The 14,000-nt window shown below is 69.4% G+C and carries 13 protein-coding genes; 7 read left to right on the forward strand and 6 right to left on the reverse strand.

Annotation, left to right across the window (positions count from 1 at the left end; genetic code table 11):
- From JJ691_RS30835 to JJ691_RS30860, 6 genes are read left to right on the forward strand one after another with little or no spacing between them, the layout of a single operon-like run.
- Complete coding sequence (locus tag JJ691_RS30835) at positions 1 to 1,317, forward strand: nucleotide sugar dehydrogenase (protein WP_211763104.1); 1,317 nt, start codon at positions 1 to 3, stop codon at positions 1,315 to 1,317.
- On the forward strand, positions 1,307 to 2,485 hold the full coding sequence (locus JJ691_RS30840) for a glycosyltransferase family 4 protein (RefSeq protein WP_211763105.1): 1,179 nt from the start codon (positions 1,307 to 1,309) through the stop codon (positions 2,483 to 2,485). The genes JJ691_RS30835 and JJ691_RS30840 overlap by 11 nt, the downstream gene beginning before the upstream one ends.
- Complete coding sequence (locus tag JJ691_RS30845; RefSeq protein ID WP_211763106.1) at positions 2,482 to 3,573, forward strand: acyltransferase family protein; 1,092 nt, start codon at positions 2,482 to 2,484, stop codon at positions 3,571 to 3,573. Before JJ691_RS30840 ends, JJ691_RS30845 begins: the two co-directional genes overlap by 4 nt.
- A complete protein-coding gene (locus JJ691_RS30850) occupies positions 3,570 to 4,391 on the forward strand; it encodes a glycosyltransferase (RefSeq protein WP_211763107.1) in 822 nt (273 codons plus the stop codon). Before JJ691_RS30845 ends, JJ691_RS30850 begins: the two co-directional genes overlap by 4 nt.
- A gap of 16 nt (positions 4,392 to 4,407) precedes the next feature.
- Positions 4,408 to 4,962, forward strand: coding sequence for a dTDP-4-dehydrorhamnose 3,5-epimerase family protein (locus JJ691_RS30855; RefSeq protein WP_211763108.1), 555 nt, complete (start codon positions 4,408 to 4,410; stop codon positions 4,960 to 4,962).
- Complete coding sequence (locus JJ691_RS30860; protein WP_211763109.1) at positions 4,959 to 5,960, forward strand: hypothetical protein; 1,002 nt, start codon at positions 4,959 to 4,961, stop codon at positions 5,958 to 5,960. The genes JJ691_RS30855 and JJ691_RS30860 overlap by 4 nt, the downstream gene beginning before the upstream one ends.
- 271 nt (positions 5,961 to 6,231) lie before the next feature.
- Here the strand turns inward: JJ691_RS30860 and JJ691_RS30865 are convergent, their stop codons facing one another.
- From JJ691_RS30865 to JJ691_RS30875, 3 genes are read right to left on the reverse strand one after another with little or no spacing between them, the layout of a single operon-like run.
- Positions 6,232 to 7,638 carry an O-antigen ligase family protein gene (locus tag JJ691_RS30865; RefSeq protein ID WP_211763110.1) on the reverse strand — a complete coding sequence of 469 codons (1,407 nt, stop codon included), beginning with the start codon at positions 7,636 to 7,638 and terminating at the stop codon, positions 6,232 to 6,234.
- A 1-nt stretch (position 7,639) separates the two neighbouring features.
- On the reverse strand, positions 7,640 to 8,344 hold the full coding sequence (locus JJ691_RS30870) for a hypothetical protein (protein WP_211763111.1): 705 nt from the start codon (positions 8,342 to 8,344) through the stop codon (positions 7,640 to 7,642).
- A gap of 6 nt (positions 8,345 to 8,350) precedes the next feature.
- On the reverse strand, positions 8,351 to 9,148 hold the full coding sequence (locus JJ691_RS30875) for a hypothetical protein (protein ID WP_211763112.1): 798 nt from the start codon (positions 9,146 to 9,148) through the stop codon (positions 8,351 to 8,353).
- A gap of 182 nt (positions 9,149 to 9,330) precedes the next feature.
- Here JJ691_RS30875 and JJ691_RS30880 point away from each other — a divergent pair, with 182 nt between their 5' ends.
- Entirely contained in the window at positions 9,331 to 10,479 is a 1,149-nt protein-coding gene (locus JJ691_RS30880) for an acyltransferase family protein (RefSeq protein WP_211763113.1), read from the forward strand.
- Positions 10,480 to 10,598: 119 nt separating this feature from the next.
- Here the strand turns inward: JJ691_RS30880 and JJ691_RS30885 are convergent, their stop codons facing one another.
- Genes JJ691_RS30885 through JJ691_RS30895 form a run of 3 tightly spaced genes read right to left on the reverse strand, consistent with a single transcriptional unit; the run spans position 10,599 to position 13,997 of the window.
- On the reverse strand, positions 10,599 to 11,477 hold the full coding sequence (locus JJ691_RS30885; RefSeq protein WP_211763114.1) for a glycosyltransferase family 2 protein: 879 nt from the start codon (positions 11,475 to 11,477) through the stop codon (positions 10,599 to 10,601).
- 14 nt (positions 11,478 to 11,491) lie between these two features.
- Positions 11,492 to 13,018 (reverse strand): lipopolysaccharide biosynthesis protein, encoded by a 1,527-nt coding sequence (locus tag JJ691_RS30890; RefSeq protein ID WP_211763115.1) that lies wholly within the window; start codon positions 13,016 to 13,018, stop codon positions 11,492 to 11,494.
- Positions 13,005 to 13,997, reverse strand: a complete 993-nt coding sequence (locus JJ691_RS30895) for a hypothetical protein (protein ID WP_211763116.1) — start codon at positions 13,995 to 13,997, stop codon at positions 13,005 to 13,007. Before JJ691_RS30895 ends, JJ691_RS30890 begins: the two co-directional genes overlap by 14 nt.
- Between the last annotated feature and the right edge of the window lie 3 nt (positions 13,998 to 14,000).

Consider the following 14,000-nt stretch of genomic DNA (forward strand, 5'->3'; position numbering starts at 1 on the left):
ATGAAGATCAGCGTGTTCGGGCTCGGCTACGTGGGGTGTGTCTCGGCGGCTTGTCTTGCCGCACAGGGCCACCGCGTGGTCGGCGTGGACGTGAACCAGATCAAGGTGGACCTGATCGCCGCGGGCAAGGCCCCGGTGGTCGAGGAGCGCATCGGCGAGCTGACCGCGGAAGTTGTTGCCAGCGGGGCGTTGCGGGCCACCACCGACGTGGCCGACGCGATCGCCGAGACCGACGTGTCGCTCATCTGCGTCGGCACTCCCTCGGCCCCCAACGGCAGCCTGTCCACGGAGTACCTGGAGCGGGTCTCGGAGGAGATCGGCGCGGCACTGGCGGCCAAGGGCGGCCGGCACACCGTGGTGTTCCGCAGCACCATGCTGCCGGGCACCTGCCTGGACCTGCTGCTGCCGATCCTGGAAAAGGCCTCGGGCCTGACCGCCGGCGTGGACTTCGGCGTCGCGGTGAACCCGGAGTTCCTGCGGGAGGGCACCAGCGTCCGCGACTTCTTCGACCCGCCCAAGACGGTGATCGGCGAGTTCGACACCGCCAGCGGGGACGTGGTGGCCGCACTGTACGAGGGCCTGCCGGGCGAGGTGTTCCGGGTGCCGGTGCCGGTGGCCGAGATGACCAAGTACGCTGACAACGCCTTCCACGGCCTCAAGATCGCCTTCGCCAACGAGCTGGGCGCGGTGTCCCGGGCGCTGCACCTGGACTCGCACCGGGTGATGGACGTGTTCCTGGCCGACCGCAAGCTCAACGTGAGCCCGGCGTACCTGCGGCCCGGCTTCGCCTTCGGCGGTTCGTGCCTGCCCAAGGACCTGCGCGGCCTGGTGTATGCGGCCCGGCGGGCTGACGTGTCGGTGCCGCTGCTCTCGCACGTGCTGCCGTCCAACGAGGAACACCTCAGGCGGGCGTTCGAGTTCATCGCCGCCACCGGCCGCAGGCGGGTGGGCCTGTTCGGCCTGTCATTCAAGCCGGGCACCGACGACCTGCGCGAGAGCCCGCTGGTGGAGCTGGCCGAACGCCTCCTGGGCAAGGGTTACGACCTGCGCATCTACGACGCGAACGTGACCCTGTCCCGGCTGATGGGGGCCAACCGCGAGTACATCGAGGGCCGGCTGCCGCACCTGGGCGAGCTGCTGTCCACCTCAGTCTCCGATGTCATGGCGCATGCCGACGTCTGTGTCATCGGATGCCGGGACGACGCCGTCCTGGCGGCGCTCGCCGACCCTGGTGAGCGCGTGATTGTCGACCTCGTCCGCCTCCCCGACGCCGAGCTGCGCCGGGAACGACCTGGATACGTGGGCCTTGGCTGGTAAAGCACTCATCCTGGTGGAGAACCTGTCCGTCCCGTTCGACCGCCGCGTGTGGCAGGAGAGCAAGGCGCTGCGCGAGGCCGGCTGGGACGTGCACGTGATCTGTCCACAGGGGACGAAACAGGACCGGGAACCGTACGCCGAGATCGACGGGGTGAAGATCCACCGGTATCCGCTCAAGGCGGCCACCGGCGGACCCCGTGGCTACCTGTTCGAGTACTCCGCCGCGGTGTGGCACACCTTCCGGCTGGCCCGCAGGATCGGGCCGGTGGACGTGGTGCACGCCTGCAATCCACCGGACCTGCTCTTCCTGGTGGCCCGCTGGCTCAAGCGGGGCGGCGCCAAGTTCGTCTTCGACCAGCACGACCTGGTGCCGGAGCTGTACCTGTCGCGGTTCAACCGCGGCGAGGACTTTCTGTACCGCGCGGTCTGCCGGCTGGAGCAGTCCACCTTCCGCACCGCCGACGTGGTGATCTCCACCAACGAGAGCTACCGGCAGGTGGCCCTCAAGCGCGGTGGCATGGCCCCGGACAAGGTTTTCGTGGTCCGCAGCGCGCCGGTGGTGGAGCGTTTCCACGAGGTGCCGCCGGAGGAGGAGCTCAAGAAGGGCAAGCCGCACCTGCTGTGCTACCTCGGTGTGATGGGCCCGCAGGACGGCGTGGACTACGCCTTACGCTCGCTGGCCCGGATCCGGGACGAACTCGGGCGCACCGACTGGCACGCGGTCTTCATGGGCTCCGGCGACACCTTCGAGCAGATGGTGGCGCTGTCCCACGAGCTGGGGCTGGACGACTGCGTCGAGTTCACCGGCCGGGTCAGCGACGCCGACCTGCTGCGCTACCTGTCGACCGCCGATGTCTGCCTGGCGCCCGACCCGCTCAACCCGCTCAACGACGTCTCCACCATGAACAAGATCATGGAATACATGGCCATGTCCAAGCCGATCGTGTCCTTCGACCTGGTCGAGGCGCGGGTCTCGGCGGACGAGGCGGCGGTCTACGCCGCGGCCAACGACGAGTCCGAGTTCGCCAAGCTGGTGGTCAAGCTGCTCGACGACCCGGCCGAGCGCAAGCGCATGGGCGAGCTGGGCCGGGCCCGCGTGGCCGGACCGCTGTCGTGGGCGAACTCCCGCAAGGCGCTGCTGTCCGCCTACACCGCGGCCCTGGCGTGAGCGAACGGACGGCGGTCGGCGCCCCCGAGCGGGGCCCGGCCGCCGTCTTCACGCGCCTGCCGTCCCTGACCGGCCTGCGGTTCGCGGCGGCGCTGCTGGTGTTCGGGTTCCACGTGCACGCGGAGAACATCGTGCCCGACCCGACCGCGCGGTGGCTGCTGGCCCTGGTCTTCGGCCAGGGCGCGGTCGGCGTCGGTTTCTTCTTCCTGCTCTCCGGCTTCGTGCTGTTCTGGTCGGGAAAGCCGGGCATGCCGGCCCGCACGGTGTGGCGGCGGCGCGCGGCGAAGATCGTGCCCAATCACGTCGTGACCTGGCTGATCGCGCTGGCCGGCATCATCTACGCCAGCCCGCGCGGTTTCAACGTGGCGTCGTCGGTCGTCGGTCTTTTCCTGCTCCAGGCCTGGGTTCCGGTGCAGGGCGTGTACTTCGGCGGGAACACGCCGGCGTGGTCGCTGTCCTGCGAAGCGGCGTTCTACTTCGCGTTCCCGCTGCTGTATTTCTGGATTCGCCGGCTGTCCGAACGGCATTTGTGGCCGGTGGCCATCGCCCTGGTCGCCATGGTGCTGCTGGTGCCGGTTCTGGTGCTGCCGTTGCCGACCTCGACGGCGTACTGGCTGTCCTATGTCTTCCCGGTCACCCGGGCCCTGGAATTCGCGCTCGGCATGGTGCTGGCCCGGATCGTGGCCAGCGGTCGGTGGATTCGCGTCGGGCTGCTGCCATCGATGCTGCTGTGCGTGCTCGCCTACTGGCTGTGCGCCTATCTGCCCGGCATGTTCGGCAACGTCGCCGGCACGGTCATCCCGATCGCACTGTTGGTCGCCGCGGCCGCCGTCGCCGACACCGAGGGCAGGTGGTCGCCGTGGCGGCACCCGGTGCTGGTCTGGCTCGGCGACATCTCGTTCGCGTTCTATCTGCTGCACCAGATCGTCATCCGCCTCGTCGGCAAGGCCTTCCACCTCGGCTCGCTGTCCACGGTCGGGTCGTTGGGCTTGACTGCGGGGCTGCTGGTCGTCACCGTGGTGGCGGCCTGGCTGCTGTACAACACGGTGGAACTGCCCATGATGCGACTGCTGCGGGGTCGGCGATGACCAGCATCGTCATACCCGCCCACAACGAGGAGGCCGTGCTCGGGCGCTGCCTGAGCACGCTGCTCGCGGATGCCGACGAGGACGAGTTCGACGTCGTCGTCGTGCCGAACGCGTGCACCGACAACACCGCCGCGGTGGCGCGGCAGCACGGCGTGCGGGTGATCGACACCCCGCACGGCGGCAAGGCGCACGCGCTGCGCCTGGGCGACGACGCCTGCCGGGACTTTCCCCGGGTGTATCTGGACGCGGACATCGAGCTGAGCACCCGGTCGGTGCGCGAGCTGGTGGCCGCGCTGGACCGGCCCGGCATCCTGGCCTGCGCGCCGGTGCCGCGGTGGGACCTGGCCGGTGCCAGTTGGATCGCCAAGCGGGTGCACCGGGTACACGATCGGCTGATCGCCCCGAGTCGGGTGCTGTCCGGCGTCGGCGTGTACGTGCTGTCCAAGGACGGGCACGCCAGGGCGTTTCCGCTGCCCGACATCATCTCCGACGACGGCTGGGTGCACCGGTCGTTCACCCCGCTGGAGCGGACTGTCGTGCCGTCGGCGGAGTCGGTGGTGCGGCCGGCGCGGACCGTGCGGGCCCATCTGCGCCGCCGGGTCCGGCTGCGCCAGGGCAACCGGCAACTGGCCGCGATGGGCCGGCCCGCCCCCGAGGGCCAACTCCGACTGAGCGCGCTGGGCTCGCTGATCACCAGGCGCTCGGTGTCCCCTGTGGACGCCGCTTGTTATCTGACCGTGCTCGTGCTCGACCGAATCCTCACGCGCGCCAAGGGCAACGCCGACGTGCAGTGGTCGGCCGACGCGAGCACCCGTTGACGGGAACCAGTCACTGATGCGTGTGGAACCAGCCGGCATCGACGGCGTGCTGCTCTTCCTGCCCACCCCGCACCGGGACGACCGGGGGCTGTTCACCCGGACCTTCGACCTGGCCATCGGGGAGAAGCACGGCGTGGACGGCGCGAACTTCCTTCAGGACAGCCAGTCCCGCTCCCGACAGGGCACCATCCGCGGCATGCACGGCCGCGGCGGGCGGGGCGAGGCCAAGCTGGTGCGGTGCGCCCGCGGCGCCGTGCACGACGTGCTGGTGGATGCCCGCCCGGGCTCGCCCACCTTCGGGCGGGTCGAATCGTTCCTTCTGGACGATGAGACGTTCGCGACGCTCTACGTGCCACCGGGTCTGCTGCACGGCTTCCAGGCCCTGACCGAGCAGGCCGACGTCTGCTACCGGATCGACCGCGAGCACGACCCCGCCGAGGACCTGGCCGTCCGCTACGACGACGCCGACCTGGCCATCGCCTGGCCGCAACCGGTCACCGTGGTCAGCCCGCGCGACGCCGGCGCCGGCTCCTGGGCCGAACTGAAGTCCACTTTGGAGAGATCACCATGAGACATGCCAGAACCGTCGTGGTTGTCGGGGCGGCGGCGATGCTGCTGACAGCGTGCACCGGATCGACACCCGTGGCCGATCCGGTGCGCACCACCCCGAGCACCACGACCGCCGGCAGCACCACGGCTGCCTCCAGCACCACCACGTCTCCGCCGTCGTCCACGGCGACAACCAGCTCCACGCCCGCCGGCTCGCCCTCGACGCCGCCGGCCGGCCGCTCCGGCGCCGGGCGCTGCCCCGCCTATCCGAACCCGTCCTGCACCGGTGTCCCGCCCGGCACCAAGCTCAAGGACCTCGCCCCCAATGTGCCCGACGGCGACGGCTACCGCGTCACCGACAACGGGGCCGTGCTCGACAGCGTGCACATCGCCGGCAACCTGCTGATCACCGCGTACAACGTGACCGTCCGCAACAGCCAGATCGACGGCTGGGTCGACGACCAGTACGGGAACGGCTACTACTCGTTCACGATCCTCGACTCCACCGTCGGCAAGCCGACCGGCTGCGACTCGCTGCCCGGCGTCGGCCAGGGCTCGTTCACCGCGCGCGGCGTGCTCGTGCAGAACCACAGCCACGGTTTCCAGGCCGGCGGCAGCGACGTCAACGTGCACGACTCGTACGCGCGCATCTGCTCGAACCCCGGGGACCACTCCGACGGCATCCAGAGCTACGGCGCCGGCAACAACATCGTGCTCGACCACAACACCCTGGACGAGCGCGGCGTCAAGGACATCACCGCGCCGGTCTTCCTCACCGACCAGCAGAACAACGTCACCGTCACCAACAACCTGCTGGCCGGCGGCACCTATTCCATCCAGGTCAAGAAGTTCGGCGGCACCGCCGTGGTCACCGGCAACCGCATGGTCGACAAGTCCTGGGAGTACGCCCCCGTGGAGTCCACCTGCTCCCAGATCCGCTGGTCCGACAACACCATCGTGACCATCGACGCCAACTACGCCATCACCTCCACCGTAGCCCCCCTCCCCTGCGCCAGCTGACCTCCACGAGGTCCGACCACACAAGAGCCCAGCCCCGCCGGCACAAGAACCCAGATCCGCGGGCACAAGTCAGAAACGCGAGTCCCGCTCTCGGCAGGCGAGTCCCATCCTCGGGCCCTACCACTTCACGCAACCACCCCGGAAATGGCCCGAGGGCGGGACTCGCTGTAAGCCGAGAGCGGGACTCGCGCTATCGGCAACCATCCCACCACGACAGGACCCAGGTACACGGAACCGGTACTTCAGTTGCCTGAGAGCGGGACTCGCGGGTTCACCCCACCGGCTCCGGCATCGCCTCAGCCCGACGCCTCCGCAACACCAGCCCCCGCAACCACGCCCACCGGTACCGAACCCAGTACAACACCCCGAACTGGTCCTCATGCGGTGCCAACTGCTTGGCGGTCCGCAACAACGACCCTGCCGCCCCCACCAGCACGAACGTGAAGCCGGTAACCGTGGCGAAGCCGAGCAGATCGAACGTCGCGGAGCCGATCAACGGCGCAACAAGGCAGGCGCAGATGGTCAGGGCCAGGTCACGCGCACCCGGATCCTTGCTCAGGTAACGAGCTCTCAACGCAGAGTAGAAGGCACACAGGAAGATGCTCGCGAACGCCGCAACACCAACGAACCCGGTCTCCACTGTGGACAGAATGTACTGGTTGTCGAACACCTCATGCTTGCCGGCGTACCAGGTACCCGGCCCGTGCCCGAACAGCGGATGCAGGCTGATCTGCTTGGCCGCCACGGCAGACGCATACGTGCGGTGCGAGATGCTGCTGTCGTTGCCGATGTTCGCGAACAGATCGACCAGCGCACCGAGCAAGCTGGGCACCGCCACCTTGATGACCCCGAGAAACACCGCCCCGACCAACAGCGTGTACCAGCGCCGTTTCGCCGGCCAGCCAAGGAAGAGCACAACCGCGGCGCCGAGGATGCTGAGCACCGCCGACCGCGAGACCGAGAACATCATGCCGGCGGCGATGATGCCGCAGCAGATCCACCAGCGCAGCGCCGGCTCGCCGCGTTGCTTGGCCTGGAAGGCGAAATGCGCGGCCAGCGGCAGCAACATGGCGCACAGCACGCCGAACTCGATGGGGTGGCCGGTGGTTCCGGCGACGCGGGCCAACGCGTCCCGGGTCTGGACGGCGCTGTCGTCGGAGGTGGCGCGCAGGCCGGGCAGCACCATGTACTTGGTGAGGTCGAGCTTGAGCAGGAACTGACAGCAGCCGACCAGCGCGACGCCGGCCCCGCACACGACGCCGGTCTTGAGCACCTTGTCCAGCCGGATCAGGCCGCGCACGCCGTCGTTCATCATCAGCGCGACGGCGCAGTTGCCGGCGACCAGCACGATGGCGTGGTCGGACAGCTTCACCTCGTCGGCCGGCAGCGGCCCGTAGTTGGCGTAACCGTAGGACATCACCACGGCGATCATGTAGACGAACAGGCCGGTGCGGACCGGGGTCCGGCCCTTGGCCATGCCGAGTGTCAACGTGAGCTGGGCGCACACCCAGCAGATGCCCGCGAACAGCGCGGCCACGTTGCCGGGCGTGAGCGACAGCGGAATTCCCTTGAACACCAGGCGTGCCGGCACCAGCATCAGCACCGCGACGAAGATGCAGACCAGCGTGGCGCCGTCGGCGAGCGACCGGGTCTTCCCGGGCAGGAAGTCCGTCGACATGTCAGGCGCCGCTCGAGGCCGGCACGAGCGCCTTCTCGTTGGCGGACCCGGCCTTGCGCCGCCGCGCCTGGTAGTAGCTCTCGAACGCGTAGGCGGCGCACAGCGCGGCCACCATGCCCATCACCACCGCGACCGCGGCGGCCCGGGTCTTGTTGCCGCGCTGGGCCACCGGCGTGGTCGCCTGCACGGCGACGTCGACCGTGATGTACGTGGACGGCGGCGCGTCGAGCGCCTTCTGCCGGCCGGCCAGCTCCTGCTTGACCCGTTCCACGCACCGCCTGGCGATGTCCTGAGCGGCCTGCGGGATCCGGCTGTCACCCTCCACGAACACGAACGGCCCGGCGACGATCTGCTCCTGCTGGTTGGTGCTGCCGTTGGTCACCTTGTACGTGGGGTCGCCGGTCGGCGACGAGCCGAGGGCGGCCGCCACCTCCGGCGTGTTGAGCGCCTGGATGACGATCGCCGCCGCGTTGTTCAACCCCTGGTCGAAGTTCAGCAAGGGGTTGGTGATGGTGCCCTTGTCGGTGGGCAGCGCCGGCAGGCTGCCGCCGGCCAGCGGCTGGTCCAGCACCAGCACGGCGGTGGAGGTGTAGGTGACCGGAACGGTCATATAGATGCCGGCCGCGGCCGCGACGGCCAGCAGGAAGGCCGGCACCGCCACGTACCAGCGACGGCCGAGCACGAGCACGGTCTGCCAGAAGTCCATGTCGGGCTACACCGTCTCGTGCGGGTTGTCGTCGTTGAGCGTGCCGGAGAAGGCGTCGCCGCGGACGGTGAGAATCGCCTTGTCCTTGGCCCGCGCCATCCGCAGGGTCGGTGGGTCGAGGTCACCGGGAGAGCTGGTTAGCTCGGCCACCGTGTCGGGGGCGCGCAGCTTGCGGGACTCGCGCATCCGGTCCAGGGCGTACGCGCCGCCGAGTCCGAGCACCAGCACCAGCACCAGAGCCGCGCCGGTCAGCTGGAGCTTCGTCGTCATCTTGGAGACCGGGGCGGTCGGCGCGATCACGTCGACGATGGACAGGTAGGTGATCGGTGGCGCGTTCAGCGCCTTCTGCCGGTTGACCAGCTCCTCGCGGAGCTTGTCCTGAGCCTTCTTCACAACCGCGCTGGCGGCCTGCGGGGTGGTGCTCTCACCCTCGATGTACACGAAGGGGCCGGTCTGGCTGCTGCTGAGCAGGTCCGGGCTGGTCGACCCGTCGTTGATGACGACGGTCGTCGGGCTGTTCGGCCCCACGCCCAGATCGGCCAGTGCGGTGGGCGTCGTCACGGCCTGGATCAGGATGCCGGAGGTGGTCTTGAGGCCGTCGTTGAAGTTCAGCAGCGGGTTGGTCAGGCCGGTCGGCTTGTTCGGGTCCAGCGAGAGCGTGCCGCCGCCGGCCGGGGTGGCCAGCACCATGAAGGCCCGCGACACGTAGTGCGTCGGCACGAGCAGGAAGGTGACGGCCGCGGCGATCACGGCCAGCAGCACGACCGGCGGTCCCACGTAACGGCGGCGGAGGAGACCCCACATGGATTTCCAGAATTCCATAGGCCCATGCCCCGTCTCGTGAGCGCCGGTCACGGCGACCGCCGGCATCCGGGGAATCGCCGACCTGCGAATTCCTGTTACAAGACTGAGCTGAACGGACCAGTGCGGATTGCTCCGACGAGGGTGTGGGTTACGTGGGCGAGGGCGCGCGCGATGTGAGGGGCATGGACTCACCTGCCCGCCCGCGGCTCGTCGGGTTGGACGGCCTCCGGGGACTGGCGGCGCTGTTCGTGGTGCTGCACCACAGCTACCTGATGGCGTTCCCCGGTTTTCCCGTCACCCACGCGCCGGCCTGGACAGGTTTCCTGCTGTACGGGCATTTCGCGGTGGTCGTGTTCATCGTGCTGTCCGGCTTCTCGCTGGCCGTCTCGCCCGCGCGCAACGGCTGGCGGCTGGACAGCAAGGCGAAGTTCGCCCGCCGGCGGGCCTGGCGGATCCTGCCGCCGTACTGGCCGGCGCTGCTGTTCAGCCTGCTGATCGCGTGGACACTGGTGCCCCAGCCCGGCGAGGGCGTGCCGACGGGGAAGACCGTTGTCGTCTACGGACTGCTGGTGCAGGACGTGTTCGGCTCGCCCAGTCCCAACGGCGCGTTCTGGTCCATCGCCGTGGAGGCGCAGCTGTACTTCGTGTTCCCGCTCCTCCTGCTGACGCTGCGGCGGTTCGGCGCGGCGGTGATGCTCGGTGCGGCAACGGGAATCGTGGTGCTGATCGGCGCGCTGGCCCCGCATGTGTCCGCTGTGGACGCTCTGCTGCGGTTCACGCCGCAGTTCGCCGCCTTGTTCGCGGCCGGCGTGGTGGCGGCCGGAATCGTTCGGGCGGGCGAGAAGTGGCAGCACGTGCGCTGGCAGTGGTGGGCCTTCGCCGCCGCAGTGCCGGTCGTGGCGCTGATCGTCGTGATGGGCCCCGTCTGGACGACGGGCAACTTCCTCTGGGTGGACCTGGCCGCCGGCCCGGCCATCGCGCTGCTGCTGGTGGCCGTGGCCACCCGGCAGCCGAAACCGTTGGTGCGCCTGCTCGACACCCGTCCGGTGCGCAGTCTCGGCTCGTTCTCCTACAGCCTGTACCTCACGCACGCGCCGATCGTCGTCGTGGTCTACACGTTCGTGGTCGGTCCGCTGCTCGGCACCGGCATGGCCGCGTTCGGCCTGATGCTGCTGATCTGTGTGCCGGTGACGGTCGCGTTCGCCCGAGGCTTCGCCGCGCTGTTCGAGATCCCGTTCGTCAAGCACCGCAGCTGGCCCGCCCTCAAGGCGGCGCTGACCGCCCGCACCGCCAAGGCCGAGGCAGCGGAACCGCTCCCGGCCACCGACTGAGGGATCCCGTCGACCGGCCCAGGGCCCCGTCGACCGAGCGGGATCCCGCCGACCGACCAAGATCAAGGCTCAATTCCTGACGTTCAACGCCAGGAATGCCCCCTTCCAAGCGAGCTTGGCTAGCGGGGAACCAGGTCTCGGGCTATCTTGGCGAGTTTGCGGGCTCGGCGGGTGGCGACGATGCGCTGGCGGCGGGCGTACATCCGGCCGACCTCGACCATCGCGCGGCGGCGCTGGTCGTCGGTCAGCGCGTCGATGTGCCGCACGTAGTCCAGCATCGCCCGGCACTGCAGGGTGGTCGCGAAATGCGCCTGCCAGGCCGGCACATCCAGCCGCCGGGCCAGGGTCGACGGGACCTCGTGCTTCCAGTTCCGCTTGGCCAGCACCTCCGGCACATGGCCCCACGGCCCGGCCAGCGCCAGCTTGGTGGCGTACACCTCGTCCTCACGCAGCATGTTGCGCCGCTCGATGCGCACCACGGGCTCCCGGCGCACCATGCCGTACAGCGGGTCGATGATCAGGTGGCTCTCGTTGAGCAGCCGGAGCATCTCGGTGAGGCGGACCACCGGATCGTCCGACCGCAACGCGGTTCCACGGTACGGCTCGGTCGCGGTGACGCCGTCCGGACCGGTGTAGTCGACCTGGCTGGTGACCAGGATCAGCCGCGGATCCTCGGCGAACACGTCGAGGCCGCGGGACACGCAGTTGGGCGCCAGCCAGTCGTCGTCGCCGACCCAGCGGAAGAACTCGCCGCGGCCCAGCCGCAGCGCGCCGACGAAGTTGTTGAGCAGCCCCACGTTCACCGGGTTGCGGTGGTAGACGATCCGCGAGTCCTCGGCGGCCAGCGAGCGGCACAGCTGCTCGGTGCCGTCGGTGGAGGCGTTGTCGCTGATCACCAATTCCAGGTCGGCGTGGTCCTGGGCGAGCACCGAGCGCACGACGGCCTCGATCCGTTCGACCCCGTTGTAGACCGGCAGACCCACGGACACCAGCGGCATGACAACTCCCTAACTCAGCGGGCGCGGGCCAGCCGCGTGCGCAACTGCCGGAACTGCTCTACGGGCACCACAGTCAGCACGAAAGCCAGCAGCCCGGCCAAACCGGGCACGAACAGGTGCAGGAACACGCCGCCGTCGACCAGTCGCACAACGACCATCGTCGCGGCGGCGCACAGCACGGCCCCGATCGCCGGCCGGATCAGGGCCGGCAGCACCGGAAGCAGCGACACGCCGGCCCGGTGCAGCGCGGCCACGGCCAGCGGCAGGGCCACCAGCAGCGCGACGATGCCGTGGGCGATCGCCGCGCCACGGATGTAGTCCAGGTGCGTGCCGAACCACAGCGCCGGAATCAGCGCGATGGCCCAGCCGGCGTTCAGCACCACCGTCGACCGGGTCGCGCCCAACGAGGTCAGGATGTCGAAGGCCAGCGAGGTCAGCATGCGCACGACCATCAGCACGGTCAGGAACCGCAGCACAGCGGCCGACGGGCCCCACTGATCTCCGTACAGGAACACGATCATGTACGGCGCCAGCACGGCCATCAGCACCGCCACCGGCAGGATCGCCGACACCAGCACCGGCACCGACCGCCGCACTCCGGCGGCCAGCGCCTCCGGTTCCTGTTCGGCGAGCCGGGAGAAACTCGGGATCGAGACGTAGCGGACGGCCGTGCCGACCAGGCCCGGCACCCAGTTGGAGACGTTGAACGCCAACAGGTAGTAGCCCAGGGCGGTCGCGCCGAGCACGTTGCCGACGATCACGTAGTCGGCGTTGAGCAGCACCGACTCCACGCCCAGGCTGGCCGCCAGCGGGATGCCGAACTTCAGCAGCTTGCGGGCGATCTCCCGGTCGAAGGCCAGTTTGAACGGGAGGTTTCCCATGCGCCAGACCAGGATCCCGGTGACCACGGAGCCGGCCACCTGTCCACCGGCGAAGCTGTAGGCCCCGGCCCCGGCGAAGGCCAGCGGCACCGCGACCACGAAGTTGGCCGCCATGCCGACCATCGTCGCCTTGGTCAGCCGGTCCTGCTCGAACCGCCGCATCAGCGCCGCGCTGCGACAGGAAGTGATGCCGTCGACGATGATGATCACCGTCAGCAGCCGCACCACCGGCGCCGCGTCCGGTGTGCCGGCCAGGGTGGCGAAAGCGGGCGCGCCGACGAAGAACACCGCGTACACCAGCGTGCTGAACGCGATGGCGATCGTGGTGCCGGTCGGCGCCATGTCCTCCAGCTTGCCGCGCCACTGCACGCCGGCCGCGATCACGCCGATGTCGTTGACGTGCATGACGAAGGCGGTGGCGGCCATGGCCACCGCGAACACACCGAAGTCGGCCGGCACCAGCAGCCGGGCCAGGATCAGCCCGATGGTGAAGGAGCCGACCTTGGTGCCCAGGTTGCCGACCAGGCTCCAGCGCAGGCCGCGCCCGGCCTTGCGACCGATCGTCCCGACCTGGGCGGCCGTCTGCTCGGCTGCCGGCGAGTCGGGGCCGATCGTGCCGACCTCCGCCGCCGGCTCCTCCGGTAACTCAGACCCGCTCAAGCCAGATCTCCCGCCAGAACGGCACGAACTCGCGCGGGCAGCTGGCGTTGTACACCCCGGCGCAGACGATGTCCTCCAGGATGATGCACGGGCTCTTCATGGTCAGCAGCTCGCCGGTCTTCTCGTCCAGGCACTTGGTGACCCGGGCCTGCACCCGCGCGGTCTGGCCGCAGTAGCGGGCCATCTCGATCTCGAAGCCCATGCCCCGGTTGAGCATGTCCTCGTTGAGGGTGGCCAGGATCGCTTCCTTGCTCTTCACCCGGACCAGCTCGCCCGGCTGGAGGTCCAGGTGCGCGGTCGGCGTCTTGCCGACCACGCCGCCCTTGATGAAGCCCCAGCGCAGGCCTTCCTTGAACCACAGCCGGCGCGGCAGCTTGCTCCGGCTCACGTCCTGGAGCCGGTTGAACAGGCCGACCAGGAAGGCCTTGAACGACTCCCACGCGGTGACGTTGCCGGTCTTGACGTCCTCGACGTACTGGCCGAGGTCGCGGAACGGTAGGCAGGTCGGCGCGGCCCGGAGCAACTCGGTGGCCTGGCAGGAGAACCGCTCCCCGCCGTCCGGTCCGGGCTCCTTGTGCGTGTTGGTCACCAGCAGCGGCAGGTCGATCCGGCCGGTCGGCTTCGCCTCCGGGACCAGAGATCCCGGCTCGACACGCTTGAGCCAGGCTTCCTTCCAGTACATGGAGCACGCGGTCTGGCAGCCGCCGTGCGCGGAGCCGTCGCAGCGGGCCCCGGCGAGGTGCACGGAGTTCTCCATCTTGCGGATGCCGCTGCGGCTGATGGTGTCGCAGAGCTTGTGCGCCACCTTGTGCACGGTCATCCGCTGCCCGCAGAACCGGACCATCTCCGGCATGAACGGCAGGTTCTCCAGCTCGCCCCGGTCGTCCAGGGTGGCCAGGATCTCCTCGATGCTGCGCACCTCGACCAGGTCGCCGACCCGTAAGCCGAGCGTGGGCGCGGTGGTCACGGACTGGGTCATCTT

It is taken from the genome of Kutzneria sp. CA-103260, assembly GCF_018263855.1.
In the GTDB taxonomy this organism is placed as follows: Bacteria; Actinomycetota; Actinomycetes; order Mycobacteriales; family Pseudonocardiaceae; genus Kutzneria.

Coding starts and splice junctions, on each gene's coding strand:
- JJ691_RS30895 (WP_211763116.1), bottom strand. CDS start 13,997: ATGACCCAGTCCGTGACCACCGCGCCCACGCTCGGCTTACGGGTCGGC.
- JJ691_RS30875 (WP_211763112.1), bottom strand. CDS start 9,148: ATGTGGGGTCTCCTCCGCCGCCGTTACGTGGGACCGCCGGTCGTGCTG.
- JJ691_RS30885 (WP_211763114.1), bottom strand. CDS start 11,477: ATGCCGCTGGTGTCCGTGGGTCTGCCGGTCTACAACGGGGTCGAACGG.
- JJ691_RS30835 (WP_211763104.1), top strand. CDS start 1: ATGAAGATCAGCGTGTTCGGGCTCGGCTACGTGGGGTGTGTCTCGGCG.
- JJ691_RS30870 (WP_211763111.1), bottom strand. CDS start 8,344: ATGGACTTCTGGCAGACCGTGCTCGTGCTCGGCCGTCGCTGGTACGTG.
- JJ691_RS30860 (WP_211763109.1), top strand. CDS start 4,959: ATGAGACATGCCAGAACCGTCGTGGTTGTCGGGGCGGCGGCGATGCTG.
- JJ691_RS30855 (WP_211763108.1), top strand. CDS start 4,408: ATGCGTGTGGAACCAGCCGGCATCGACGGCGTGCTGCTCTTCCTGCCC.
- JJ691_RS30880 (WP_211763113.1), top strand. CDS start 9,331: ATGGACTCACCTGCCCGCCCGCGGCTCGTCGGGTTGGACGGCCTCCGG.
- JJ691_RS30850 (WP_211763107.1), top strand. CDS start 3,570: ATGACCAGCATCGTCATACCCGCCCACAACGAGGAGGCCGTGCTCGGG.
- JJ691_RS30865 (WP_211763110.1), bottom strand. CDS start 7,638: ATGTCGACGGACTTCCTGCCCGGGAAGACCCGGTCGCTCGCCGACGGC.